Here is a 25,049-nt window from a genome sequence, read left to right as displayed (position 1 = left end):
TGATGACTGTGTGAGTGAGAGAACTAAACCACCGAGCAGGCCGAAAGCGCCGTCGGCAGGGTCCTTTGTGCGGTCGGGACTGGTCTGGTTTGGTTCGCGAGGGCGCACGACCGCACCTGAGATTGAACCATTGGTGCGTGCCTTGCGCGCCAACCACCCGAAAGCAGATATCTCAGTTATTGAGCGCGCCTATGAGACGGCTGAAGTTCATCACAGAGGGCAAAAACGCGCATCTGGCGAGCCGTACATCACTCATCCCGTCGCAGTGGCGACGATTCTGGCTGAAATGGGCATGACGACGCCAACGCTGGTGGCGGCGCTGCTGCATGACACGGTTGAGGACACGGATTACACGGTTGAGCAGCTCACCGCTGACTTTGGTGAGTCAATCGCACTGCTGGTCGACGGTGTCACCAAGCTCGATAAAATCCGCTATGGCACCGCAGCCCAGTCGGAAACACTGCGCAAGATGATCGTGGCGATGAGTCGGGATATCCGCGTGCTGTTGATCAAACTTGCAGATCGCCTGCACAATGCGCGCACGTGGAAGTACGTCTCGCCTGAATCCGCTAAACGCAAGGCGAAAGAGACACTGGAGATTTATGCGCCGCTTGCCCACCGCCTGGGCATGAACACGATCAAGTGGGAGCTTGAAGAGCTGTCATTCAAGACGATGCTGCCGGAAATCTACGAAGAGATTGACCGGCTTGTTCAACAGCGCACACCGCGCCGCGAAACCTATCTGCGTGACGTGATCGCGCAGATCGAAGAGGATCTGCGGCGCGCCGGAATTCGCGGAACGGTCGGCGGGCGCCCGAAGAACCACTATTCGATCTACCAGAAGATGATTGTGCGCGGCAAAGCGTTCGATGAGATTTTCGATCTGGTGGCGGTGCGAGTCCTTGTTGACAGTGTCAAAGACTGTTACGCCGTTTTGGGCGCAATGCACGGCAGGTGGAATCCGATTCCGGGCAGGTTCAAGGATTACATCGCCATGCCGAAGTTCAACTTCTACGAATCGCTGCACACGACGGTGGTCGGGCCGGGCGGCAAGCCGGTGGAAATCCAGATACGTACATATGAGATGCACGAGCGTGCCGAAAATGGCGTAGCCGCTCACTGGAAGTACAAGGAGAACCCGAACGCAACATCGGGCACGTCCGACGCAATGAGCACCAATGAGCAAATGAATTGGTTGCGCGCTCTGGTGGAAATGGAACGGGAAACAGGTGACCCGGAAGAGTTCCTCGACTCGCTGCGCTACGAAATTGCCGGCGAAGAAGTCTACGTGTTCACCCCGCGAGGCGAAGTTGTCGTGCTGCCTGCACACGCCACACCCGTCGACTTTGCCTACGCCGTCCACACCGAGGTCGGCCATCACACTGTCGGTGCACGCGTCAACGCCCGCCTCGTTCCTCTTGATACGCAGCTGGAATCGGGCGACACGTGTGAAATCATCACCTCGAAGTCAGAAAAGGCCGGCCCGTCTCATGACTGGTTGGCATTTGTGGCGTCCCCTCGTGCACGATCGAAAATCAAATCGTGGTTCTCGCGCGAACGCCGTGAGGGAGCCATCGAAGCCGGCAAGGAAGCACTGGCGCGCGCGATGCGCAAACAGAACCTGCCTCTGCAGCGCCTGATGAATCATGAATCGATCCTGTCGGTGGCAACTGACCTGGGTTACCAGGACGTGTCGGGTCTGTACGCGGCAGTAGGAGAGAACCACCTGTCTGCCCACAATGTCGTGTCCAAACTGGTGGAGAACCTGGGCGGGGGAGCCGGCACTGAAGAGACGCTTGCTGAAGGCATCACACCAGGCGATACGCGCACACGCAAGGCGACCTCGGATGTGGGCATCGTGGTGTCTGGAATGAGTTCCAATGACATCTGGGTGAAGCTGGCCCGATGCTGTTCGCCGGTGCCCGGCGACCCGATTATGGGGTTCATCACACGTGGGCAAGGTGTTTCCGTCCACCACAGTGACTGTTTGAACGCAGCCCGTCTGGAAGAGCTCCACCCTGAACGTCTCATTGATGTCTCGTGGGATACGAACCGTTCGAACGCGCAGTACCGCGTCCAAATTGAATTGCGTTCACTGGATCGGGCTGGATTGCTGTCGGATCTGACGAAGGTCCTGTCGGATTATTCGGTCAATATTCTGACCGGATCAATGTCGACGTCGGCTGACCAGGTGGCCTCTACGCGCTTCACATTCGAACTTGCGGACATGGCACATCTGAACGCCGTTTTATCTGCTCTCAGACGTGTTGATGGTGTTTTTGAGGCGCGTCGCGTGACGGGCACCCGGAAACGTGCGCGTGAATCCCGTGCAGACGAATCGTGAACGAGGAGACCGACAGTTCGCCCCTCGAGCGTGATTTTGCGTAGGATAAGGAAGTGTCAGTCAAGACACATAACCGCGCACGGATGGATCGGTCCATCCACGTCCCGAGAAGGAAGATCGTGACTATCTCGCCTAATCCACAGCAGCCATCCACTGGCTCCCCGGAAACCGCATCCGAACCTGCTCGTACCGAGTTCGGGCGAATGGACACTGAAGGAAATATCTACGTCACTGACGGTGAGAGCGAACGCCTCATCGGATCCTACCCGGAGGGCGCTCCGGACAACCCGTTCGAACTGTACGAGCGGCGCTACAGCGACTTGGAAGCCACGATCCGCCTTTTTGAAGACCGTCTGCCTCACCTGGGGGCACGCGACATCGACCAAACCGTAGCCACGCTGCGTGAGGCCGTTGCGGAGCCGGCAGCAATCGGTGACCTGCCCGCGTTGCGTGAGCGCGTCGACAAGGCCGCTCAGGCTGGTGAGGAGCGCAAGGTTCAAGCCAAGGCCGAGCGCCAGGCTGCTCGCGAACAGGCCATTGCAGATCGCACCAAAGTGGTCGAGCGGGCCGAAGAAATTTCTCAACAGGACCCAGAACGCACCCACTGGAAGCATTCAGGACAGGCACTGCGTGACTTGCTTGAAGAGTGGAAGACTTTACAGCGCAAGGGGCCACGCCTGGACAAATCCACCGAAGATGAGCTCTGGAAGCGTTTTTCCAGTGCACGCACTGTTTTTGACCGTCATCGTCGCCAGTTCTTCTCGGCACTTGACCAGAAGCAGACTGAGGCGCGTCGCGTGAAGGAAGGGCTGATTGCTGAAGCTGAAGCCCTTCAGAATTCAACGGACTGGGGGCCAACCTCGTCGGCCTACCGGGACCTGATGGATCGCTGGAAGGCAGCGCCTCGCGCGTCTCGCAAGGAAGACGATGCGTTGTGGGCACGTTTCAGGACAGCGCAGCAGGTGTTCTTCGATGCGCGCCGCGCCAAGGATGAAGCAGCAGATGCCGAATCTGAAGAAAACCTCAAGGCCAAGGAAGCGCTGCTGGAGCAGGCCGAGGCGCTCTTGCCGATCGAAGACATGGACGCTGTCAAGCCTCGTTTGCGCGCCATCCAGGACCAGTGGGATGAGATTGGCCGCGTGCCATCGGCCCACGTCGGCCAGGTTGAAGGCCGGATGCGCGCCGTGGAGGATGCGGTGCGCCAGGCTGAAGAACGCGAGTGGAAGCGCTCGAACCCGGAGACACGTGCCCGCGCCGAAGGCATGCTGGGGCAGCTGGAAGAACAGCTCGACCGACTGAAAGCCGACATCGAGAAGGCCGAAAGCGCCGGAAATTCCGATCAGGTACAGTCGTTGCGCGAAACACTGGCAACGAAGACTGCGTGGTTGGATCAGATCCGCTCGTCAATGGAGTGACGCGTGCTCATCACTGTCATACCGACCCCGTTTTTCGGGGCAAACTGCATCGTGCTTCAGCCCGACGCAGAAGCGAACGTCGTAGTGGTTGACCCGTCGGCAGGTGTGTGCGACCAGATCCGCGGGGCACTGGATCGCGCTGATGCTCAGGTGGGCGCCGTTCTGTGCACTCACGGTCATCCTGATCATGTCTGGGATGCTCACGAGGTGGCCTCATGGGCACCTGACGCGCCCGCACCGGTGTGGATCCCTGGTCCTGACAGATACCGCATGGATGACCCGATGTCGTATCTGCCGATGAAACCGAGCGGCATGGACCTGACGTGGCACAAGCCGGAAGATCTGCGCGACGTGCCTTCTGACACGTTCGAAATCCAGCCCGGCATCTGGCTGCAGATGCTTCCTGCGCCAGGCCACACAGAGGGGTCGGCATTGTTCCTGGGGGAGTGCGACGTCAATATCGCGGACCACGAGGGCACAATCCTGTGGCAGCATGACGATCCAATTCCGTGGGCGCTGAGTGCTGACGTGATCTTTGCCGGGTCGGTTGGACGCACCGACCTGCCCGGTGGAGACGAACGCCAAATGAAACATACGCTTCGCACCATGGCCAACGCCATTGATCCGCGAACGGTCATGATCCCGGGGCACGGGCCACTGACGACGTGGGCACACGAACTTCAGACCAATCAGTACGTTGCGCGCGCACGACGCGAAGGCTAGACACAGAGTAAAAGAATCGAAGGACACATACGATGGCACGGACAAAATTGTCTGGATTTCCCGAATGGAGCGTTGAGGGCCGGCTGATCGAGCTGCATGTGCTCGATTCGCTGCGTCATGTGTTCGAACTCCACGGGTTTTCCAACATTGAAACCCGAGCCGTCGAAACCCTCGACTCGCTGCTGTCCAAAGGGGAAACCTCCAAAGAGGTGTACCTGCTTGAACGTCTCCAGGGACTCGAGAAAGGCGAACACACCGATAAGGACCGCAGGATCGGACTGCACTTCGACCTGACCGTTCCGCTGGCCCGATACGTCCTGGATAACGTCAACGACCTGCATTTTCCGTTCAAGCGCTACCAGATTCAAAAAGTCTGGCGCGGCGAACGCCCGCAGGAAGGACGTTTCCGCGAATTCACTCAGGCCGATATCGACATCGTCGGCAACGGTGCATTGCCGTTCCACTTCGAGGTCGACCTGCCGCTCGTGATGGCCGAAGCACTGTCCTCACTGCCCATCGGCCCGTTCAAGATCCTGGCCAACAACCGCAAGGTCGTTCAGGGCGTATGCGAAGCGCTCGGAGTTGGCGACGTTGACGCAGCGCTGCGCGGTTTGGACAAGCTGGACAAGATTGGGCCCGAGGGTGTGACCGAGGAACTGGCAGAAGCCGGAATCTCAGGCGACCAGGCACGCACCCTGCTGACAATGGCGCAGATCCACACCGATGATGTGGCCGAGCTTCGCGACGGTATTGACGCGTTGGAACTGTCCAACGACATTTTGCGCGAGGGGCTGGATGAGCTGTGTGCGCTGATTAGCGACGCTCATGAGCGCATGCCCGGCGCTGTCTTTGCTGACTTGAAGATTGCGCGCGGACTGGACTACTACACTGGATCGGTCTACGAAACAGTGCTGACCGAACACCCGTCACTGGGATCGATCTGCTCAGGTGGGCGCTACGATTCTCTGGCATCGGACGGCAAACGTAGCTACCCGGGCGTCGGGCTGTCCATTGGTGTCTCTCGCCTCGTCTCCCGCATGATCGCGCAGCCAATGGTGACCGCCACGCGTACCTCACCGGCCGCGGTGGTCGTCGCCGTCATGAACGAGGAAGACCGCGGGCACTCCAACCGGATCGCAGCGACCCTGCGTTCACGCGGTATTCCCACCGATGTTGCGCCTACAGCGGCCAAATTCGGCAAACAGATCCGCTACGCTGATCGATTAGGAATACCATTCGTCTGGTTCCCGGACGCCTCGGAAGGTGACACTGTCAAGGACATTCGATCGGGTGACCAGGTCGAAGCCGATTGCGAGACATGGATGCCTCCGGCAGAGGATATGCATCCGCGCATCGCGTCGGCCACACAGGAGGACTAGGCTGACTATGGAGCGTTCACCACTGCACAGTGCGCGTGAAATGCGTGATGCGTTGGCGGACGTGTCGATCAATGTCGAAACGCCGTCAGCCCGCCGTGCACGTAGTGAACAGGCTCGAGCCCTGCGGCGCCTCGACGATCATGTGATCCCGCGCCTCGAACATGCCCAGGCACCCATTCTGTGCGTGATCGGCGGATCTACGGGGGCCGGGAAATCTACCCTGGTCAACACGATGGTTGGGTACGCAGTGTCGGCGTCGTCAGCCGTACGTCCCACGACACGCGACCCGCTCCTGCTGCACAATCCCAGCGACGCCATGTGGTTCGACTCGAACCGGATTCTCACCTCCCTGACGCGCAGGCGTGAAGAGGCGGATGCTGATCCTGAGCGCGAATCACATCCTCACTCGCTACGTGTGCGCGCCCTCGAAGCCATTCCCCACGGTGTCGGCGTTATCGATGCACCTGATCTTGATTCGGTCGTGGACGACAATCGTGCCTTGGCTCGTCAACTGCTCGACGCGGCTGACCTGTGGATTTTCGTCACGACTGCGGCCCGCTACGCGGATGCCGTGCCGTGGCAGGTGCTCGAAGAGGCCGGAAGTCGCGGCATCGAGACGGTGATCGTCCTCAACCGCATTCCGCCTGGGGCAACCCAGGAGGTCGCGGCCGACCTGAATGCATTATTGTCCGAGCGCGGCCTTGGCAACGCCCCGGTGCTCGCTATCGATGAACAGGCGCTCGAGGACGGCTTGCTGCCCCACGATGCCGTCCAGCCGCTTGTTGACCGACTACGCGCACTGGGTGCAGACGCCGAACGCCGCAGCGAACTGGCTCAGCAGGCGATTCGCGGATCGGTGCGAGAGGTGATCGAATCGGCCGGCGCAGTCAGCCAGGCTCTCGACGAGGAACGTGCCGCCGTTGAGGCACTTGTGGAGCGCATAGACCGGATCGGGGAGGCTGCCGGGCGTCGTGTCCGCCAGGGCACTGCCGACGGCACGCTGCTGCGTGGTGAGGTGCTGGCCCGCTGGCAGGAAGTTGTCGGCGCAGCAGATTTCACGCGCATACTGTCGCGAGGCATTTCGCGTCTGCGTGACCGCATTTCTGCCTTCTTTCGAGGGCGCCCGACCCCGTCCGAACCTGTTGAAGATGCCATTGAAGCTGGCTTGACCAGCTTGCTGGCAGATGAATTTGCTGACGTGAGTGACCAGGTGGCCGAGCTGTCGCGCACTGATCCGGCACTGGTAGGCGCGTCGCCCTCGTCAATCATGACGGCGTTGGATCCGTCCGAGCGTGCTCAGCGCGTCGCGAACCAATGGCAGCGCGAACTGCTTGCGATGGTGCGCAGCGAGGGCCAGTCCAAGCGCGCCGGAGCCCAGATGATGGCCATTGGTGTCAACGTGGTGGGCGTGGCGCTGATGATCGTCATTTTTGCGTCAACGGGTGGACTGACCGGAGCTGAAGTGGGTGTAGCTGGTGCAACCGCGGCCGTGGCGCACAAACTGCTCGAAGCGATTTTCGGCGACCAGGCGGTGCGTGACATGGCCAAGAAGGCGCACCGTAACCTCGTGGAGGCAGCCGACCAGGAGATCGCCCAAATCCTGCAGCCGGCGCGCGACGCTCTGCCCGAAGCAGGTGACTACGCGCGCCTAGCCGAGGCGATTGCGCAGGCGAGCCAACAATGGTCGGTAGGAGCCGAATAATGACCCGTGGTCTCTCCAACCCTGCCGAACGCGTGGATCATATTGCCTCCGCTATGGAGCTTGCCGGACCGGATGTATCCAATGAATGCGTGGACCGCGTCGCGGATTGCTTGCTGCGCGCACACGAACGCACAGGGCTCGATCCTGACACGACCGTGGTTGCGTTCGTGGGAGCAACCGGGTCAGGCAAGTCGTCGCTTTTTAACGCGATCCTGGGGCACGACATCGCGCAGGTTGGCGTACGCCGCCCCACCACCACACAGGCTCTGGCCGCTATCGGCGCGGGCACGCGTGCACCTGAACTGGTCGAATGGATGGGCGTGCGCGAGCAGGTCATGATCCCGTCGGGCGCCGGCCTTCCGGAAAGTGTGGCCCTGGTTGATCTGCCTGATATCGACTCTATTCAGCAGGACAATGTGGCGCTCACCGAGCGTCTTGCGTCCCGCGTTGACCTGATCGTATGGGTCGTTGATCCGCAAAAGTATGCCGACCACGTTATCCATTCGCAGTGGATTGCGCGTTTCGCTGCCTACGGTGCGCCGGCGTGTATGGTGCTCACGCACGTCGACCAGCTGTCGCCGACTGATCGTAGCCAGATCGAAGCGGACATTCGTCGTCTCCTGGAAGCTGATCAGGCAGCCGGCATGAAGCTGGTGGGTGCCTCGTCGGTGACAGGGGAGGGCATTGATGCGGTTCGCTCGATGATCTCTGAGCGCGCACGTATTGTGCGTCAGCAGGCTGAACGTGTTGGCGCCGTCCTGGATGAAGCCGTTGATGTGGCGCGCCGGGACCTGGAGATTGAAACTGCTGAACTGCCGAAGGTGCCGAAGAACCTGACCTTACAGTTGGTTAATGTTGCAGCGGGCGCTGCAGGTGTGGGACACGTGACGTCAGCTGTTGATGCGGGGTATCGTCACCGTGCTCAGAAAGTGTGCGGCTGGCTTCCGTTCCGTCTGCTTGCCCGATTCAAATCCGACCCGCTGGCACGCCTCCATCTGGAAAGCTCGGAATCATCAGTGTCATCTGTGCCCGAAGCAACACCCGTCGCCCGTGCCAAATTGAATTCTGGCGTGCGAACCATTGCCGGGCAGATTGCGCACGGCAGACCGCAGGTGTGGCAGCGCCGCGTACGTGAACTAGCCCGCGAACGTGCCGAAAGCGTCACCACACCGCTCGACCAGGCTGTTGCCGGAACCGATTTTGGCCTGCAAGAACGACGTACCTGGTGGCGTGCGAGCGCGATCCTCCAAGGCATCGGATGGCTGATGGCACTGGCCGGAGTGCTGTGGATCCTGGCGGTGCGTGGGGCCGACCAGTTCCTCATGATCCAGTGGGACGTGCCGATGTGGCGCGGACTGCCCATTCCCACCTGGTGCGTTCTTGGAGGGCTGGCCCTGACGGTAATCGTGGCTCTGCTGTCGTGGATAGGCGTGCGCATAGGAGCAGCCCGTGCTCGGCGCCGGGCACACTCACGCTTGACTCGGTCGATCAGCGAAGTCATCGAACAGAGTGTCAGCGGGCCCCTCGTAGCTGAATGCGAACGTCAGGCTGACATCGTGAAGCACCTGAATGCTGCCGCCTCGCGAACCCACTAGAATATAGCTGTGCGCATTATTTTTGCTGGAACTCCTGACGTCGCTGTGCCCACCCTGTCGGCGTTGAACGATTCGAAACATGACGTGGTCGCGGTCATCACTCGTCCGCCGGCTCGACGGGGCAGAGGCAAGAAAACCTTCCCATCACCTGTCGCGCAATACGCGGTTGACCATGGCCTCGAGCTGATCGAGTCGTCACGTTTTACCGATCCGTCGCTTCAGCGCGACATTGATGCTTATGACGCCGACCTTGGCGTCGTTGTTGCATTCGGCGCGATCATTCCGCCTGCTGTCTTAACAATGCCGCGGTTGGGGTGGGTTAACCTGCACTTCTCGGATTTGCCGCGCTGGCGCGGAGCTGCCCCGGTCCAGTATGCGATTTGGTCGGGTGATGCACGAACGGCGTCGAGTATCTTCCAGCTGGAAGACGGCCTGGACACCGGGCCGGTTTTTTCGCGCCTGCCGGTCACGATCGACCCGTCTGAAACTGCCGGGGAACTGCTGGAACGAATGGGACGTCTCGGAGCCGACCAGATGGTGGCCACGGTGGATGCACTGGCTGACGGACGCGCATCAGCACACGTGCAGGATACAGATGGTGTCACCTATGCTCACATGCTCACCCCCGCCCAGGGATTCATTGATTTCACCCAGAGCGCGGCAGAGGTGTCGCGTCACATCCGCGCCTTCACTCCGAACCCAGGCGCATGGACTGTTCTGTCTGACGGGAAGCGCCTCAAGATTGCAGGAGCTGAACCGATCGATCAGCCCACACCCGGCACGGGTCTGCTGCAGGTGACAAAGCATGAGGTCATGGTCGGGTGCGCTGACGCGTGCGTCAGACTGGGCCAGGTCGCACCAGCAGGTAAAGGCTGGATGGACGCAGCGGCCTGGGCGCGTGGGGCACGCCTTAGCGGCGAGGAACGTGTCGGCGTTATGGCAACGGAGGAGTGAGATGGCAACAGGACGATATGCGGATGGTTATCGGGCGAAACGCAACGTTGACCCTGCCCGGCTCGTCGCGTTTGAGGTCCTTGATTTGATCGAGCAGGACGGCGCGTTCGCGAACCTTGCACTACCTAAAGCTCTGCGCGCTGCGAAAGAGGACTTCGCATCCTTCGACGGGCGTGATGCGGCATTTACCGCTGAACTGGTCTACGGCACAACGCGCGCACAGGGCCGCCTCGACTGGATCATCAACGCCCATTCGACACGTCCGGTCGACCAGCTCGATCCATCGTTGCGCACGGTGCTTCGCATGGGAGCCCACCAGATCCTCAACATGCGCGTGCCGGACCATGCGGCCGTCGCCGCAACCGTTGACCTTGCTCGCGAAGTCCTCACTGACGGTCCGGCGAAGATGGTCAATGCTGTTTTGCGCTCCATTATCCGCACCGGCGCTGATCAGATCGACGCGGACATTGACGCAATCGAGAATCCGGTCGAACGCCTGGCTGTGCGTTATTCACACCCGACTTGGATTGTTTCGGCACTGGGCGACGCCCTGACAGCTCATGGCTGCTCCAAGGATGAGCTGGAAGAAACACTGGCTGCCAATAATGAGGCACCACTGGTGACTCTAGTTGCCCGCCCGGGTCTGATTGACGTGGAGGACCTGGCTGATGAAGCGATTGATGCATGCCACACGCGGGTAGCTCCCGGCACGCGTTCGCCGCTTGCTGTTGTCCTGGAGTCGGGCGACCCGGCACGCATCGGCTCTGTTCGACGCGGACTGGCCGGTGCGCAGGATGAAGGTTCCCAGCTGGCCGCCCTCGTCACTGCCGCCGCGCCGATCGAAGGGTCGGACACCGCATGGCTTGACCTGTGCGCTGGTCCGGGCGGGAAGGCCGCGCTGCTGGCGGCTGAGGGAGCCGAGCGAGGGGCACACCTGTTGGCAAACGAAGTCCACACTCACCGCGCACGCCTCGTTGAGCGCGCAACCGCCCGCCTGACCAACGTCGAGGTCATTTCCGCTGATGGGCGCACGCTCGGCGGGCAGGGAACACCGTGGCAGCTTGGCTCATTCGATCGCGTCCTGGTCGACGCGCCATGTACGGGCCTGGGGTCACTTCGCCGTCGCCCGGAGTCACGCTGGCACAGGTCCGAGGGGGACCTGGCGGATCTGGTTGCGCTTCAACGTGACTTATTGGACCGGGCTGTTGATCTGGTTCGCGTTGGGGGAGTGGTTGCGTATGTCACCTGTTCGCCGCATCGTGCGGAAACTGTTGACCAGGTCCGACGCCTGAGCGAGTCGGGACGCGTGGAACTGATCGATGCTGTGCCGGTTGCTGCGGGTATCTCGCCTGAGCCGTTGAGCGCTGACGGACCGACCCTGCAGTTGTGGCCGCATCGTGATGACACCGATGCGATGTTTATGGCTCTGATGAAACGGGTATCCTGAGAGCATGCATCTGACTATTTCGCCGTCGATTCTCAATTGCGATATTGCTGATCTGCATGGCCAGCTCGAATCGATTTCCTCAGCTGACATTGCTCACGTTGACGTGATGGACAATCACTTTGTGCCCAACCTGACGTGGGGCCTTCCGGTTGTAGAAGCCTGCGTGAAGACCGGCATCCTGCCGGTGGACGCGCACCTGATGATCGAGGATCCTGACCGGTGGGCGCCGGCCTACGCTGAGGCTGGCTGTGAGTCGGTGACATTCCATGTCGAAGCTGCAGCGGCACCGATTCGGCTTGCGCGCGAGATCCGACACCAGGGTGCGCGTGTGGGCCTGGGGCTGCGCCCGGCAACTGACATTGCACCATTCGTCGATATCTTGTCCGAATTCGACATGATCCTCATCATGACGGTCGAGCCGGGATTCGGTGGTCAGAAGTTCCTTGAGTCAATGCTGCCCAAGATTCGCCGCACTCGTGATGCGATTAGGTCGGCTGACCTGCCCGTGTCGATTCAGGTTGACGGTGGCGTGTCACGCCAGACGATTGAACAGTGCGCACAGGCTGGTGCCACGAACTTCGTTGCCGGGTCGGCGATTTTCAAGGCAGAGGATGCATACACGGAGATTGCGACGTTGCGCGAACTTGCCGGTTCGCACTGTCACTGAGCTGAGGAATCTAGTTTTCCTTTTCCCAGTTGGCGTGCCATAATTGCCACATGCTCCGGGGTCGGTGTAAGTCCGAACCGGCGGTGAGAGTCCGCGACCCGCGCGTTCATACGCGTGGCTGAACCGGTGAAACTCCGGTACCGACGGTGAAAGTCCGGATGGGAGGAGCACAGGAAGCGTGACCGCGCGTTCGGACGCGCTCGTCATTTGTGCTGCGTGAGCCCCCGGTGCGCGGAGGACACGAACAGGTGGCAACCAGCCAGAGCCAGCGACGCGGCGCTCGAGGAATCAGCAGCGTGATGAACGTGTGCGCACCCCTCATTTTCCTCCTGCTGATCATGACCGTATGGGCGTTGGCCACCACTGTTTTTTCACTCGAGCCGTGGCGACTGCCCAGCCCCGCACAAGTCCTTCAGCGAGCACAGGTATTGCTCACACAGCCCTGGATGTGGCAACGAGTGCTGATCACCGCAGGCGAAGCAGTGCTCGGCTGTGCGACAGGTGCCCTTGTGGCGTTGCCACTGGCGTACGCGATCTACAAAGTGAATTGGTTCCGCGCAGCAGTCGAGCCGTTCCTAGGTGCAACCCAGGCGATCCCCGCGATCGCACTGGCACCCCTGCTGGTCCTGTGGGTCGGCTTTGGCCTGGCCCCAGTGATTGCCCTGTGCGCGATCATGGTCTTTTTCCCGATTCTCGTTTCCACCGTTGTCGGACTGCGTCACCTTGACCAGGACGTACTGGAAGCTGCTTCACTGGACGGCGCGTCAGGGTGGATAATGCTGCGCCAAATTGAAGCGCCAATGGCGGCACCATCAATCCTGGCCGGTCTGCGCAACGGTTTCACCCTGTCGGTGACCGGTGCCGTGGTGGGGGAGATGGTCATGGGGGGCAACGGTATGGGCGGCATTCTTGTCCAGCAACGCCAAAACATGGACACGCCCGGAATGTTCGTCTCCATCATTGTGCTCTGCGTGTTGGCAATGAGCATTTACATCGTTATCTACCGGATTGAAAAGCGGTATAACCGCAGTTGACAAGATGAAAGAAGGATTACTGATGGCACGTGGCATACGCGCTTTGACAACACTAGTGGTAGCGGCGAGCGCTCTGACCTTATGTGGCTGCAGCTCCTCCGAGTCGCCCTTGCCGGCCGCTAATGCCCAAAGCGAAGTTGACTTGCAGGAGCCCACTGACGTCACGCTCGGGCTGACTTACATTCCCAACGTTCAGTTCGCGCCCACATACATTGCCGAGGAAGACGCGGTATACGCGAATGCGGGAGCGAACGTCACGCTGCGCCATCACGGCGCCGATGAAGGACTGTTCACCGCTCTGACAGCCGGTGAAGAAGATGTCGTGCTTGCCTCGGGTGATGAGGTACTGCAGGCTCGTGATCAGGGAATGGATGTGGTTGCCATTGGCTCCTACTACCACACCTACCCGGTGGTTGTCGCCGTCCCAGAAGAATCCGACATTGACTCCATTGACGACCTGCGCGGACACAGTATCGGTATCCCCGGCGAATTCGGTTCCAACTGGCTGGGCCTGCTCGCAATCCTGAACAACGCTGGGTTGAGCACGCAGGATGTCAACGTCGTGTCGATCGGCTTCACGCAGCAGGCTGCCCTGGCGGCTGGCCAGGTCGACGCAGTCGTCGTCTTCACGAACAACGAGATGGTCCGTTTCGGGCTCGATGGTATGAAGGTGCGCGCCCTTGACGTCGACCAAGACGCTTTACCGTTGGTGTCCGCCACGCTGGTGAGCACCCGCGAATGGGTTGACGCACATCCTGATGCGGCGCGTGCCATCGTGGACGGTACGACGCAGGGGATTGAGCGAGCGACCGACAATCCTCAGCACGCTTTGGAGGTGACGAAGAAATACGATGACACGCTGAACGATCCGGCATCGTTCGAGGGTGCCCGAGCAGTACTCGAAGCCACGATCAAGCTGATGACGACAGGGAACGGAGCCGCCAGCGGCAAGCAGGATCTCGACAGATGGAACAAGATGGGACAATTCCTGTATGACACTGCAGGTGTGCTCACGCAGGCTCCCGATGTTGACGCCGCGGTGACGAACGAGTTCGCAAGCCGCTGATTGCTCGAGTAATGTGATCGTGTGACTACATTTGATGAACTGTTTGCAGAACTGACCGAGAAGGCCCAGACACGTCCTGAGGGATCTGGAACGGTCGCTGAACTTGACCGCGGCGTCCACGCCATCGGCAAAAAGGTCGTCGAGGAAGCGGCTGAAGTGTGGATGGCAGCCGAATATGAAACCGACGACGACCTGGCGCTCGAAATCTCTCAGCTGCTCTATCATGCTCAGGTCATGATGATCAAGAAGGGCTTGACGCTCGAAGACGTCTACAAGCACCTGTAAGCTCACAGCACCGCACCTGCGAAGGACTCACCATGCTACGAATTGCCGTGCCCAACAAGGGCTCACTGTCCGAACCTGCTATCACGATGCTCACCGAGGCGGGCTATCAGCTGCACCGCCGCGGCCGTGAACTGGTGATCAGCGACCACGCGAACGATGTCGAGTTTTTCTTCTTGCGTCCGCGCGATATTGCGGTCCACGTTGGTCATGGCACGATTCACGTCGGTATCACCGGGCGTGACTTGCTGCGCGATTCGCCTTCGGGCGCGGTGGAGCATCGGGCGCTCGGATTTGCCCGCTCAACCTTCCGCTTCGCGGGACCAGCCGGTGAGTTCACGTCACTGGAGGACATACACGGGCGCCGCATTGCGACCTCTTATGACAAACTCGTGCGAGACTACTTGAATGAGGCCGGTATCGATGCCGAAGTTGTCCACCTTGACGGTGCAGTGGAATCCTCAGTTCGTCTGGGCGTTGCCGACCTGATCGCGGATGTCGTCGAAACAGGTGGTACGCTTCGCGCAGCCGGCCTGGAAGTGTTCGGTGACCCTCTGATGCAATCGGAGGCCCTGCTGATTGCCCGTGAGGACATGCGGGATAACGCAGCGCTTGCGACGCTCGACCGACGCCTGGAAGGCGTCCTGGTTGCACGCTCGTATGTCTTGGTCGACTACAACGTGCGTGAGCGCGACCTGAACGCCGCGATTGCGATTACGCCGGGCCTGAATTCCCCAACCATTTCGCCCCTGATGAATACCGAGTGGCTCGCCGTGCGCGTCATGGTAAAGGCAGAGAACATCAACTCGGTGATGGACCGTCTCTACGCGGAGGGCGCGCGCGCCATCATCGTGACCAAACTGGCTGCTTCACGTATCTGAACAGCGTCGATCCGGCCACGGCAGGGGCCCGAGGGTGCCCATATTGGTGTGCCCGGGCAGCCCGCCGATCTGATAGGGAACCATATGGTTCAGATCGCAGCGCCCCGCGGGGTGTTCGAATGAGGATATCGTTCATACGGTTCACGCGCGCCCCGCACCCTGCACACGCCATCCGCCACGTCATGTCGGCGCGACTCAATCCGCTAGGCTGAAACAGTGAGTATGTCATCAACGAACGTCCGTGTTCTCAACACGTTCTTTGAGTTACTCACGTCCGATGTGGGGCGCACACGCGATCAGATCTGGAGGCTGGAAGGCTATCGAAATCTGTCAGAAGAAGCCTTCAGTTCCGCCTTCCAACGCGACAAGGACGCTCTTCGTGACATTGGCATCATCATGACCGTCACGCCCGGCCGTCACGGAGAGCGATATGCGATTTCGCCGGACTCATTTGCTGACCGTCGCGCCACGTTCGACGCAGTGGACGGCGCGCTGATCAACATGGCGTTGGGCGCGTGGAACGAGCAGGATGGAGCCGAGCGCGGCGCAATGCTGACCACGAAACTGCGTGCCCTCAGCGATGGTGCAGAAAAACCGTGTGCACCGCTCAGCGTCGGATTATCGGGCGCTCACATGATCGTCGATATTCTCACCGCGATCCGCAACCGCCAACCGATCACATTCATGTACGAATCCACCCGCGTTTCAGAGCGCGCAATCGAACCGTGGCGCATCATCATGCGAGGACGCGGCCTGTACGTGTGGGGATTGGATTTGGATTGCGACGAACCACGGCTCTTCCGTACCTCCCGCATAACGTCAGGCGTCACGCTGCTGGGAGAACCCGGAGACGCCGGCCCTATCCCGGACAATTTGGGCGACCCATTCGAACGCCTCATGGTTTCGCCCACCCTGGCAATTCAAGACGGACAGGCGCAGGCAGTGCGAGATATGTGCCGTGCCGAGGGCGCCCGCAGCTGCGAGGGCGAGGTGAGTGTTGCTGACGGATGGATGCTGTATCGCGGACAGGCCGCCGAACGCAGCGAATGGATAAGCGCGATCCTCGCACACGTTTCACACGTAGTGGTGCGTTCACCTGAATGGCTGCGCGAAGCGATCATGACGCGACTGGACGCCGCTGCTGGCTGGGGGTGTGACGATGCCTGAACGCACAGAAGTAGCCGCCGCGCGTTTGCTGTCACTGGTCGCCTGGATCGGTGATCATCCTGGATCCTTGGTCAACGACATTGCCGAGCACTTTGGTCGCACACGCAAGCAGGTCCAACGCGACATCGAAGTGCTGGGCAGTGTGCGCGACTCCCTGCCGGGGGCCTCGCTGGAAATTGACTGGGATCTGTACGCGCGTGAAGAACGCGTCGCCATGCATTCGACGCTCGGCGCAGACGTCCCGCCCAGGCTGACCGAAGAGGAAGCAGCACTGATCATTGTGGGGTTGCAGGCCCTCACACCGATCCTGGGTCCTGACCTGCACGATCACGTCATGCACACGGCGCTGGCGGTGACACGTGGCGCGCAGACCTTTGAAGAATCCCTGGTCTATTCGCCCTCCGGAAGCGACCAGGCCCGAATCGATGACATTTTGAGCGCGCTGTCTGCCCAAGTAGCGGTGAGATTCACCTACCCGCATGACGACCATGACCGCGAGCGCGCCATTGACCCGTGGAACATCAAGCGTTTCGAAACCGGCTGGACAGTGACCGGCTGGGATCACGACGCTGCAGCTGAGCGGACATTTCGGATAGACCGTATGCGCGATATCAGGGTCAGCGATCAGCCGGTGACACACCCTGCAGCAGCGGATGGGTCCCCCTCGGCAATGGTGCGTATGACGTGTACGAGCGAGGCACGATGGATTCTTGACGCCGTGCCGCTGAGCGTCGTGAGTGACTCGGGCAGCGAATTCAGTGTCGATGTGCCAGTGTGGGACGAGGAATGGGTGACTCACTTCCTGATCGACATTGCCCCACATGTTGTGCAGGTTGTGCCCTCCGAATGGAAAGAACGTGCTGCGCGCGTGGCGCGCCGGGCCCGCAACGTGTGGGCGATGGGGAAGTAGGGGAGTAAGCGAGCATGTCACCGAAAAGACGCCGCCGCGTCCGCGAGGAAGGCGAACCAACCCGCGAAATGGATCAGATGAGTCCGGCTGAACGCTTCGAGGCTGCCAAGGCTCAGCGCGCCGTCGATTCGAGTGCGCGCAGTGCATTCGCCGACTCGCTTGGGTTTTCGCTTGATGATTTTCAGTGGGAAGCGCTTGAAGCTGTTGAGGGTGGCGAGTCTGTGCTGGTGGCCGCGCCGACCGGAGCAGGAAAGACCGTTGTCGGCGAATTCGCCACCTATCTTGCTGTTGGGCGTGGAACCCGCGCGTTTTACACCACCCCGATCAAAGCCCTGTCCAACCAGAAGTTCATGGATTTCCAAAAGCGGTTCGGGGAAGAATCGGTGGGTCTGCTCACCGGTGATACGTCCATCAATCCGGGTGCTCCAGTGGTCGTGATGACCACTGAGGTTCTACGGAACATGATTTATGCGGGCGCGCCGCTCGATGATCTGACGCACGTAGTCATGGACGAGGTTCACTACCTGGCTGACCGTTTCCGCGGCCCGGTGTGGGAAGAAGTGATGATCCACCTGCCGCAGCGTGTCAGTGTGATTGCGCTGTCGGCCACAGTGTCGAATGCCGAAGAGTTCGGCGCGTGGATGCAGCAGGTGCGTGGTACGTGCCGCGTGATTGTCTCCGAAAAACGCCCCGTTCCCCTGTACCAGCACATGATTGCCAATTCGCACCTGTTTGATCTGTACGCGCCGGGGTCGAGCCGCCGGGCGGGTGTGAATCCGCAGCTCAGGTATGAAATTGCCCGCAGCTCGCAACCGGGTAGTGGCCGAGGTTTGCAGCATAATCGACGAGGCAGGCTGCAGCGCCGCGAAAGTCGAGCCGGCGTGCTGATGACACTGCAGCGGGCCCACCTGCTGCCGGCAATTGTGTTCATCTTTTCTCGGGCTGCGTGTGACGATGCGGTACAGCAGGTAGCTGCCTCACCGTTGGTGCTGACAACTCCGGAAGAAGCGCGCCAGATCAGGGATGCGGTCGATGAGGCAATGGAGCAGATTCCTGTCACTGACCATGTCGTGCTGGGGCTGCATCGATGGGCGAGTGCTCTGGAGCGAGGGATAGCGGCTCACCATGCCGGAATGCTTCCCGTCATGAAGGAGACGGTGGAACGGTTATTTACTCGCGGTTTAATTAAAGCGGTCTATGCCACCGAGACGCTGGCGCTGGGAATCAACATGCCCGCCCGGACAGTTGTCATCGAATCCTTGCAGAAGTGGAACGGCGTTGCGCACGTTCAACTGTCGGCGGGGGAGTACACGCAGTTGACGGGACGTGCCGGCAGGCGCAGCATTGACCGTGAGGGCCACGCAGTGGTGCTTTACCAGGGACGCGTTGAGCCTGAAGAGGTTGCATCGCTCGCGTCGAAACGAACCTACCCGCTGATCAGTGCCTTCAGACCAACGTACAACATGGTGGTGAACCTGCTGGCACGGTCCTCTCGCGCGTCGACGCGCGAAGTGCTCGAGTCCTCATTCGCCCAGTTCCAGGCCGACCGCGGAGTCGTCGAATTTGCGCGCGAAGCTGCGCGGGTGAAGAAACATATGGATGAGGTCGCCTCGCACGTCAAGTGTGAATACGGCGATGCCCTGGAGTACTTCCAGTTGCGTGAAGAGCTGTCCGGTTTGGAGAAATCCTCGGCGAGGGCGCGGTCGGCAGTAGTGCGGCAGGACATGGAAAAGGATCTGCGCCGGGCGCGCCGCGGAGATATCGTCGCCTACCAGCCCGGGCGAGCGACCCGCTATGGGGTGGTGATCCGGCCTGCCGACGAGGGGCGAGCACCGCGAATCGACGTAATCGGCACGGATATGAAGATTCACGATGTGATTATTTCGCAGAAAATGCGTGCCTTTGCCGTGGTTGGAAGTATGAAAATCCCGATGGGACGTGACCTGCGCAAACGTGTGGTGCGCGAGAAGGTGGCCGGCGAAATTCGCCGCCGTGTACGCTCAGGCGCACTGGATGCACCGCGTCGGTCAGCCCACCGTGACGATCCCACTATTGCATATATGAGAGACGAAATTCGTCACCATCCGGTTCACCGTTGCCCGCAGCGCGAGTCGCATGCAGCGATGGGGCATGAATGGGCACGTGCTCGCAAGGAGTACCTGCGAACGGTTGAACGTATCAATGAGCGCACCGACACGGTCGCGAAGGAGTTTGACCGTGTGTGTGCGGTGCTCGAATCCCTCGGCTTCCTTGACGGCGACCGTGTGACAACGGCGGGACAACAGCTGCGACGCGTGTTTGGTGAGCGGGATCTGTTGGTCGTTCACGCCGTGCGATGTGGGGCGTGGGACGACCTAGATCCGGCTGAATTGGCAGCGGTGGTCTCCACCTGCGTGTATGAGGCGCGTGCGGAAAACAATCCCGACACGTCAATTCCTGGTGGCGCCAATTCAGCGATCGCTCGTGCACTGGATGCAACGTGGCGTGCCAGCCAGGAGATCCAGCAGGCAGAAACGTCTGCGGGAGCTACACCCACTCCTCCGCCGGATATCTCGCTGGTCGGTGCTATGCATGCGTGGGCGCACGGTGCGTCGCTGACCACTGCACTGCAAGTAGCTGACCTGTCGGGCGGCGATTTTGTGCGCTGGGTGCGACAGGTGATGGATCTGCTCGACCAGCTCTCGCACGTTGATCAGGGTGGCCTGGCCACACGCGCCCGGGACGCTCGACGGATGCTCGTACATGGAGTGGTGGAATGGTCGACCGTTTGAAACTGAAACTTCCCCCGCGGCGCAGATGGCTGGATTATCCGTGTGCCGCGATCAGCGGCGTATGTCTGTGGGCGGCATTCCCGGATGTGGGATGGTGGCCGCTTTTCGTCATCGGGCTGGCATTTCTAGTCGCCCTCGTCGATCGGTCGTCGACTGGACGAGGCATGTGGTACGCAACGTTGGTCGGCGCGCTTTTCTGGCTACCGCACATCCACTGGTCATCCATCGCAACAGGCGGCTGGTTGCCGTGGGTGACACTGTCAGCCACGCAGATCATTGCATTGTGCATCTGGGCGTGGTGCGCTGCGATCAGCAGGGCACTGGTGTGGGTGCGCACCTGGTGGGGACAGACATTGTCGTGGGCCGTTCTGTGGGTCGCGGTCGAACAGCTGCGTTCAACCGTGCCATTTGGCGGTTTCCCGTGGGGCAAGACGGCGTATGCGATGGTCGATGCTCCGTGGGGAAAGCTCGCGCCGTGGGGTGGGGAAGTGCTGGTCAGTGCAGTCACTATGATGCTCGCAGTGCTGCTGCGGCGCACATTTTCGCTCCTGAGAACGCGCTCGGATGAGCACTGGTGGAACAGACCGTTGATGCTGGTGCTGGCGGCTGCGCTGGCGTGCCTGCCGCTGGCGATCACACTACCGAATGCGCAGGAAGCCGGATCGATTCGCGTGGGTGTCGTCCAGGGCAACGTTGAAATCCCGGGCAATGCGACGTACAGCGTGCCGCTGAAAGTTACTGGCAATCACACGCGCGAAACGCTGCGAATGGCCGAGGAAGGCGACGCGGTGGATGTGGCTGTGTGGGGTGAGACGGCAGCCGATCGCGATCCTCGTGCCAATTCAGGCGTAGCGAACCTGGTCGATGAAGCAGTCGATGCGCTCGGCGTTCCGATTCTGGTCGGCTTCAACGGGTATGACAGTCAGGACAATACGCGCACGAATCTGGTTGGCTGGTGGTACCCGGATTCGGGTCTGAGCGATCAGCTTTACGGTAAGCAGCACCCCGTGCCGTTTGGTGAATACATTCCGTGGCGCTCCTTTATTTCAAAACTGGCTACCGAGGCAGCTCAGGTCAACGTCGACATGGTTGCGGTCGATAATCCGAGCCTGCTGTCCGTGACGCTCAACGATGGGCGCGAGGTGCCTTTCGTGATGGGAATCTGCTTCGAGGTGGCTTATGAGGATCTGATTCGAGACGGTGTGGATCGAGGCGGTCAGATCATTGCCATTCCAACGAATAACTACCATTTTCGGTATTCAGCTGAGTCCACTCAGCAGGCTCAGATGCTGCGTTTTCGAGCAATGGAGTACGGCCGATCGGGAATCCAGGCCTCCACCAATGGTGTCTCGATGATTGTGCGCCCTGATGGCACGATCGTGCGCCAGACAGTGAAACAGACTGCAGATCACATGGTGGCGCAGCTGCCGTTGCGTACATCACTGACGTGGGCAGCCAGACTCGGCATAATTCCGTCAGTCGGAATAATGTGTGGAGGGGGAGTTGTCACCATCTGCGCCGTGGTGCGCGCACTCATCAGCGTGCGGCGACGTTAATTCTTTCGGTAGGCGCCTTCTGGACGCAAACGGCCCGAGCGCAGCAGTTCGAGCTGCTCGTTCAGGACAACGTCGAGTTCTTCAAGGGATCGGCGCTCGCGCAGCATATCCCAGTGCGTGCGAACCGGTTTGGCTGGTTTCTGTTCTTCCTCTTCGCCTTCTTCGCCGATAATTTCAGCGGTGGCGCCGCATTTGCATTCCCACGTCGCCGGAGGATTCGCTTCGGTGGAAAATGGAATCTGGAATTTATGGCCGTTGGAGCACAGGTATGTTGCAGTCGCTCGGTCGGCGAAGATGACACCTTCTTCTGATTCCATCGATTTTGCACCAATTTGCATACCGCGAAGGGCGCGATCAGCCATGAATCCTCCTAAATGCGTGCGAGCTCGAATATTGTAACTGATAGAGGTTCGCACGCTCCACCACAATCCGATAATGTACATTATGTCAGATGTGGGAAATCGTGAAATCCCCTCTCACTTGGCGAAAGGAAATCTTCATGCCCGAGGTCAGCAGCTCGGTCCACGCTCAACGTCAGCGCACGCGAGGGACAACCCAGCCGCGCGGTCTGTCACTGCGTCCCTACTTTAAATCCGACGCGCCCGCGCTTGTTGTGGTCTTTGGCGTGGTGTGCGCGCTGACGATCGCTGTGACACGCGCATACCTTGCTCTGACTGGTTATCCCCAAGTTGGCGGCGAGGTGTTTCACATTGCTCATGCGATCTGGGGCGGCTTGCTGCTCATTATTGGCTTGATCGGCGCGATGATATTGACGAATTCCTGGGCGTCCTGGGCAGGTGCGATCCTCGGTGGCGTCGGTGCCGGATTATTCGTGGACGAGGTCGGTAAATTCATCACACAAGATAATGACTATTTCTTTCCTCTTGCCGCAACCATTATTTACGTGTTCTTGGTGTTGCTAGCTGGTGGGGCGCTTGCTCTCCAACGACTAAGCCGCAGTACTGCTGCCGCGCACCTGCACCTGGCCCTCGACATTGCCGAACAGAGTGTGGATCGCACCCTTCCGGCTATGCGCCGCGCTCAGATGGCACAACACCTGGACAAAGCCCGAAACCTCAACCCCTCTCCTTCACAGCACCTACTCATCGACGCGCTCAGTGACTTGGCAAATGATCTGCCCGGAGATGGATCTGACGCCGGCACACGCCTGACACGCTGGGTTAGAAACGTTCCCACGTCTCGCTTCCAGAGCGTCGCAGCCGTTATGCTCTTCATTCAGGCGATCGGAGACGTCGCACGCGCCGTGACTGCCCTCGTGTCGTACGCGTCGGGACATGCCATGCTCGACCAGGTCGTTCCCGATGTGACACAAGACGGCTGGACGGGCACATTGTCAATCGCAGCTGTCATCGGCGGCGTTATCGCGGGTGCCCTTGCCGTGGTTGCAGGAGTCATGATGCTCCCGAAGCGCTCCTCCATCAAGATTCCATTCGGCATCGCCTTCGCGGCGGTAGGCATTGACCTCGTTGTGGTCAACTCGCTTGCCTCCTACACCAACCAATTCTTCATCCTGGCGATCGCCGCCTACCTATCGGTGTCAATGTCGGTGATCATCATGTGGCGTCGCTCGAATTCCGCCGATCAACTACTACAGTAGGAAATATGAGACTCGGAGTAGATTTCGGTACGACACGCACCACTGTTGCGGCAGCTGATCGAGGCAACTACCCTATTGTAGCTTTCAGTGACGTCGACGACGACGTGTGTGAATACATCCCCTCCCTCATGGCGCTTGACGGTGACCATCGCGTCTACGGCTTCGACGCGGTAGAACTGGCGCGCCAGGGTGCTCCGCATCTGCGCTCCTTCAAACGCCTGATCTCCGATCCAGCTGTCACAAGCGAAACAACGGTGCGGGTTGACCGCCGCGACATCAACGTCCTGACGCTCCTGACCGAGTTCCTCACCTACGTGGCCCACGAAATTCGCACGAACTCGTCAGTGAGTCAGATCCCAGACGAAGAACCACTGGAAGCCGTCATCGGTATTCCCGCCCACGCCTACTCGGCACAACGTTTCCTGACGCTGGAAGCATTCCGGGCAGCCGGCTTCACCACTCTTGCCATGATCAACGAGCCGTCAGCAGCGGGCTTCGAATACACCAGTCGACATCGCGCTTCGCTATCGACCAACCGGCAACAGATCCTCGTATATGACCTCGGTGGCGGAACCTTCGACGCCTCACTGGTCAGCGTGGAAGGAACCTCTCACGAGATCCTCGGATCACACGGCAATAACCTGCTCGGCGGGGACGACTTTGATCAGGTACTCGCCCAGTGCGCACTGGCCGCAGCCGGCGCAACCTCTGCCGATCTGAGCGACTCCGATATGGACGACCTGCTCGAACAGGCACGCGACGCAAAGGAAGCACTGACACCTCAGACCAGGCGGATCTCATTGACGGTGGGCGCACGCGATGTCACAGTGCCGGTCGCGGACTTCTATGCTCACTGCATCGACCTGATCGATTCCACCGTCGAAACAATGAAGCCGCTGCTCGCCATTGATTCAGAAGGCGGAGAGGAACTGGGACCCCACGTTGCGGGATTGTACGTCGTGGGTGGTGGGTCCCAACTGCCGCACGTCCTGCGCGAACTGCGACGCCGCTTCGGGCGACGTGTCCACCGCTCCCCTCACACCGCAGCATCAACCGCGATCGGCCTGGCCATCGAAGCTGATCCCGAGTCCGGCTTCACCCTGCGTGAACAGCTTTCACGTGGAGTCGGCGTATTCCGCGAAATGCAGTCAGGGCAGATGGTGTCGTTTGATCCTCTGCTGGATGCTCACCTCAGAGTCTCCACACAGGACTCCGTCAGCGTCACGCGTCGCTACCGTGCCGCTCACAATATCGGGTGGTTCCGCTTCGTTGAATACACTGCAACCGACGACCAGGGCGTGCCGCGAGGCGACGTCTTGCCGTATGGCGAGCTGATTTTCCCCTTCGCCCGCGAACTGCAGGATATGGGCGACGCCCTCGACCCCCATGCCGTGAGTGTGCGCCGCACGGAGGACGGACCCTTAATCGAAGAAAAGTACACGGTGGATCGGCACGGTATCGTTCACGTTGCCATCACCGACTGCGACACGGGTTACACTGTCTCGCAATCACTGGGAAGTAAATAACACTGCAGGAGC

The 25,049-nt window shown here is 60.2% G+C and carries 20 protein-coding genes and 1 riboswitch; of the genes, 19 read left to right on the top strand and 1 reads right to left on the bottom strand.

The genetic code is table 11. The features are described from left to right. The first annotated feature begins 10 nt into the window (after nucleotides 1–10). From HMPREF2975_RS09445 to lnt, 17 genes are all read left to right on the top strand, one after another. Entirely contained in the window at nucleotides 11–2,344 is a 2,334-nt protein-coding gene (locus tag HMPREF2975_RS09445) for a RelA/SpoT family protein (protein WP_307876260.1), read from the top strand. 83 nt (nucleotides 2,345–2,427) lie between these two features. Continuing rightward, nucleotides 2,428–3,759: a DUF349 domain-containing protein gene (locus tag HMPREF2975_RS09440; protein WP_083314510.1), complete on the top strand. Its 1,332-nt coding sequence runs from the start codon at nucleotides 2,428–2,430 to the stop codon at nucleotides 3,757–3,759. A gap of 3 nt (nucleotides 3,760–3,762) precedes the next feature. Beyond that, on the top strand, nucleotides 3,763–4,482 hold the full coding sequence (locus HMPREF2975_RS09435) for an MBL fold metallo-hydrolase (protein ID WP_058236769.1): 720 nt from the start codon (nucleotides 3,763–3,765) through the stop codon (nucleotides 4,480–4,482). 32 nt (nucleotides 4,483–4,514) lie between these two features. Then, nucleotides 4,515–5,861: a histidine--tRNA ligase gene (hisS, locus tag HMPREF2975_RS09430; RefSeq protein WP_070727291.1), complete on the top strand. Its 1,347-nt coding sequence runs from the start codon at nucleotides 4,515–4,517 to the stop codon at nucleotides 5,859–5,861. A 7-nt stretch (nucleotides 5,862–5,868) separates the two neighbouring features. Next, entirely contained in the window at nucleotides 5,869–7,563 is a 1,695-nt protein-coding gene (locus tag HMPREF2975_RS09425; protein WP_070727289.1) for a dynamin family protein, read from the top strand. Beyond that, nucleotides 7,563–9,158, top strand: a complete 1,596-nt coding sequence (locus tag HMPREF2975_RS09420) for a GTPase family protein (protein ID WP_070727287.1) — start codon at nucleotides 7,563–7,565, stop codon at nucleotides 9,156–9,158. The genes HMPREF2975_RS09425 and HMPREF2975_RS09420 overlap by 1 nt, the downstream gene beginning before the upstream one ends. 9 nt (nucleotides 9,159–9,167) lie before the next feature. Beyond that, nucleotides 9,168–10,112 (top strand): methionyl-tRNA formyltransferase, encoded by a 945-nt coding sequence (fmt, locus tag HMPREF2975_RS09415; RefSeq protein ID WP_070727285.1) that lies wholly within the window; start codon nucleotides 9,168–9,170, stop codon nucleotides 10,110–10,112. Nucleotide 10,113: 1 nt separating this feature from the next. Beyond that, nucleotides 10,114–11,559 carry a transcription antitermination factor NusB gene (locus HMPREF2975_RS09410; protein ID WP_070727283.1) on the top strand — a complete coding sequence of 482 codons (1,446 nt, stop codon included), beginning with the start codon at nucleotides 10,114–10,116 and terminating at the stop codon, nucleotides 11,557–11,559. 4 nt (nucleotides 11,560–11,563) lie between these two features. Further along, nucleotides 11,564–12,226, top strand: coding sequence for a ribulose-phosphate 3-epimerase (gene rpe, locus HMPREF2975_RS09405; protein WP_058236763.1), 663 nt, complete (start codon nucleotides 11,564–11,566; stop codon nucleotides 12,224–12,226). Nucleotides 12,227–12,273: 47 nt separating this feature from the next. Next, nucleotides 12,274–12,400, top strand: a riboswitch (FMN riboswitch). A gap of 125 nt (nucleotides 12,401–12,525) precedes the next feature. Further along, the gene (locus HMPREF2975_RS09400; RefSeq protein WP_070727406.1) at nucleotides 12,526–13,260 is read left to right on the top strand and encodes an ABC transporter permease; all 735 of its coding nucleotides are present in this window, start codon (nucleotides 12,526–12,528) and stop codon (nucleotides 13,258–13,260) included. Nucleotides 13,261–13,282: 22 nt separating this feature from the next. Continuing rightward, on the top strand, nucleotides 13,283–14,326 hold the full coding sequence (locus tag HMPREF2975_RS09395) for an ABC transporter substrate-binding protein (RefSeq protein ID WP_083314517.1): 1,044 nt from the start codon (nucleotides 13,283–13,285) through the stop codon (nucleotides 14,324–14,326). 21 nt (nucleotides 14,327–14,347) lie between these two features. Then, the gene (locus tag HMPREF2975_RS09390; protein WP_058236761.1) at nucleotides 14,348–14,611 is read left to right on the top strand and encodes a phosphoribosyl-ATP diphosphatase; all 264 of its coding nucleotides are present in this window, start codon (nucleotides 14,348–14,350) and stop codon (nucleotides 14,609–14,611) included. A 32-nt stretch (nucleotides 14,612–14,643) separates the two neighbouring features. After that, entirely contained in the window at nucleotides 14,644–15,489 is an 846-nt protein-coding gene (hisG, locus tag HMPREF2975_RS09385; RefSeq protein WP_058236760.1) for an ATP phosphoribosyltransferase, read from the top strand. 222 nt (nucleotides 15,490–15,711) lie between these two features. Continuing rightward, on the top strand, nucleotides 15,712–16,656 hold the full coding sequence (locus HMPREF2975_RS09380; protein WP_070727279.1) for a helix-turn-helix transcriptional regulator: 945 nt from the start codon (nucleotides 15,712–15,714) through the stop codon (nucleotides 16,654–16,656). Further along, nucleotides 16,649–17,566, top strand: coding sequence for a helix-turn-helix transcriptional regulator (locus tag HMPREF2975_RS09375; protein WP_070727276.1), 918 nt, complete (start codon nucleotides 16,649–16,651; stop codon nucleotides 17,564–17,566). The genes HMPREF2975_RS09380 and HMPREF2975_RS09375 overlap by 8 nt, the downstream gene beginning before the upstream one ends. 14 nt (nucleotides 17,567–17,580) lie before the next feature. Next, nucleotides 17,581–20,337 (top strand): DEAD/DEAH box helicase, encoded by a 2,757-nt coding sequence (locus HMPREF2975_RS09370; RefSeq protein WP_070727274.1) that lies wholly within the window; start codon nucleotides 17,581–17,583, stop codon nucleotides 20,335–20,337. Further along, nucleotides 20,322–21,893, top strand: coding sequence for an apolipoprotein N-acyltransferase (gene lnt, locus HMPREF2975_RS09365; RefSeq protein ID WP_058236756.1), 1,572 nt, complete (start codon nucleotides 20,322–20,324; stop codon nucleotides 21,891–21,893). The genes HMPREF2975_RS09370 and lnt overlap by 16 nt, the downstream gene beginning before the upstream one ends. Here lnt and HMPREF2975_RS09360 read toward each other — a convergent pair. Beyond that, the gene (locus HMPREF2975_RS09360) at nucleotides 21,890–22,255 is read right to left on the bottom strand and encodes an RNA polymerase-binding protein RbpA (protein WP_058236755.1); all 366 of its coding nucleotides are present in this window, start codon (nucleotides 22,253–22,255) and stop codon (nucleotides 21,890–21,892) included. The two genes, lnt and HMPREF2975_RS09360, sit on opposite strands and share 4 nt — an antisense overlap. A 137-nt stretch (nucleotides 22,256–22,392) precedes the next feature. Here HMPREF2975_RS09360 and HMPREF2975_RS09355 point away from each other — a divergent pair, with 137 nt between their 5' ends. Together HMPREF2975_RS09355 and HMPREF2975_RS09350 are read left to right on the top strand one after the other, a co-directional pair. After that, nucleotides 22,393–23,511, top strand: a complete 1,119-nt coding sequence (locus HMPREF2975_RS09355) for a hypothetical protein (protein WP_058236754.1) — start codon at nucleotides 22,393–22,395, stop codon at nucleotides 23,509–23,511. 5 nt (nucleotides 23,512–23,516) lie between these two features. Beyond that, nucleotides 23,517–25,037, top strand: a complete 1,521-nt coding sequence (locus HMPREF2975_RS09350; protein ID WP_070727271.1) for an Hsp70 family protein — start codon at nucleotides 23,517–23,519, stop codon at nucleotides 25,035–25,037. Nucleotides 25,038–25,049: the final 12 nt, after the last annotated feature.

This window comes from Actinomyces sp. HMSC065F12 (assembly GCF_001814535.1).
Classification (GTDB): Bacteria; Actinomycetota; Actinomycetes; order Actinomycetales; family Actinomycetaceae; genus Pauljensenia; species Pauljensenia radingae_A.
This window is presented reverse-complemented; position numbering and strand designations above follow the sequence as displayed.

Bases quoted from the DNA above. Each gene is read 5' to 3' on its own strand.
- HMPREF2975_RS09440 (WP_083314510.1), top strand. From the start codon at position 2,428: ATGGATCGGTCCATCCACGTCCCGAGAAGGAAGATCGTGACTATCTCG.
- hisS (WP_070727291.1), top strand. From the start codon at position 4,515: ATGGCACGGACAAAATTGTCTGGATTTCCCGAATGGAGCGTTGAGGGC.
- HMPREF2975_RS09425 (WP_070727289.1), top strand. From the start codon at position 5,869: ATGGAGCGTTCACCACTGCACAGTGCGCGTGAAATGCGTGATGCGTTG.
- HMPREF2975_RS09420 (WP_070727287.1), top strand. From the start codon at position 7,563: ATGACCCGTGGTCTCTCCAACCCTGCCGAACGCGTGGATCATATTGCC.
- HMPREF2975_RS09410 (WP_070727283.1), top strand. From the start codon at position 10,114: ATGGCAACAGGACGATATGCGGATGGTTATCGGGCGAAACGCAACGTT.
- rpe (WP_058236763.1), top strand. From the start codon at position 11,564: ATGCATCTGACTATTTCGCCGTCGATTCTCAATTGCGATATTGCTGAT.
- HMPREF2975_RS09400 (WP_070727406.1), top strand. From the start codon at position 12,526: ATGAACGTGTGCGCACCCCTCATTTTCCTCCTGCTGATCATGACCGTA.
- HMPREF2975_RS09395 (WP_083314517.1), top strand. From the start codon at position 13,283: ATGGCACGTGGCATACGCGCTTTGACAACACTAGTGGTAGCGGCGAGC.
- hisG (WP_058236760.1), top strand. From the start codon at position 14,644: ATGCTACGAATTGCCGTGCCCAACAAGGGCTCACTGTCCGAACCTGCT.
- HMPREF2975_RS09380 (WP_070727279.1), top strand. From the start codon at position 15,712: ATGTCATCAACGAACGTCCGTGTTCTCAACACGTTCTTTGAGTTACTC.
- HMPREF2975_RS09375 (WP_070727276.1), top strand. From the start codon at position 16,649: ATGCCTGAACGCACAGAAGTAGCCGCCGCGCGTTTGCTGTCACTGGTC.
- HMPREF2975_RS09370 (WP_070727274.1), top strand. From the start codon at position 17,581: ATGTCACCGAAAAGACGCCGCCGCGTCCGCGAGGAAGGCGAACCAACC.
- lnt (WP_058236756.1), top strand. From the start codon at position 20,322: ATGGTCGACCGTTTGAAACTGAAACTTCCCCCGCGGCGCAGATGGCTG.
- HMPREF2975_RS09360 (WP_058236755.1), bottom strand. From the start codon at position 22,255: ATGGCTGATCGCGCCCTTCGCGGTATGCAAATTGGTGCAAAATCGATG.
- HMPREF2975_RS09355 (WP_058236754.1), top strand. From the start codon at position 22,393: ATGCCCGAGGTCAGCAGCTCGGTCCACGCTCAACGTCAGCGCACGCGA.
- HMPREF2975_RS09350 (WP_070727271.1), top strand. From the start codon at position 23,517: ATGAGACTCGGAGTAGATTTCGGTACGACACGCACCACTGTTGCGGCA.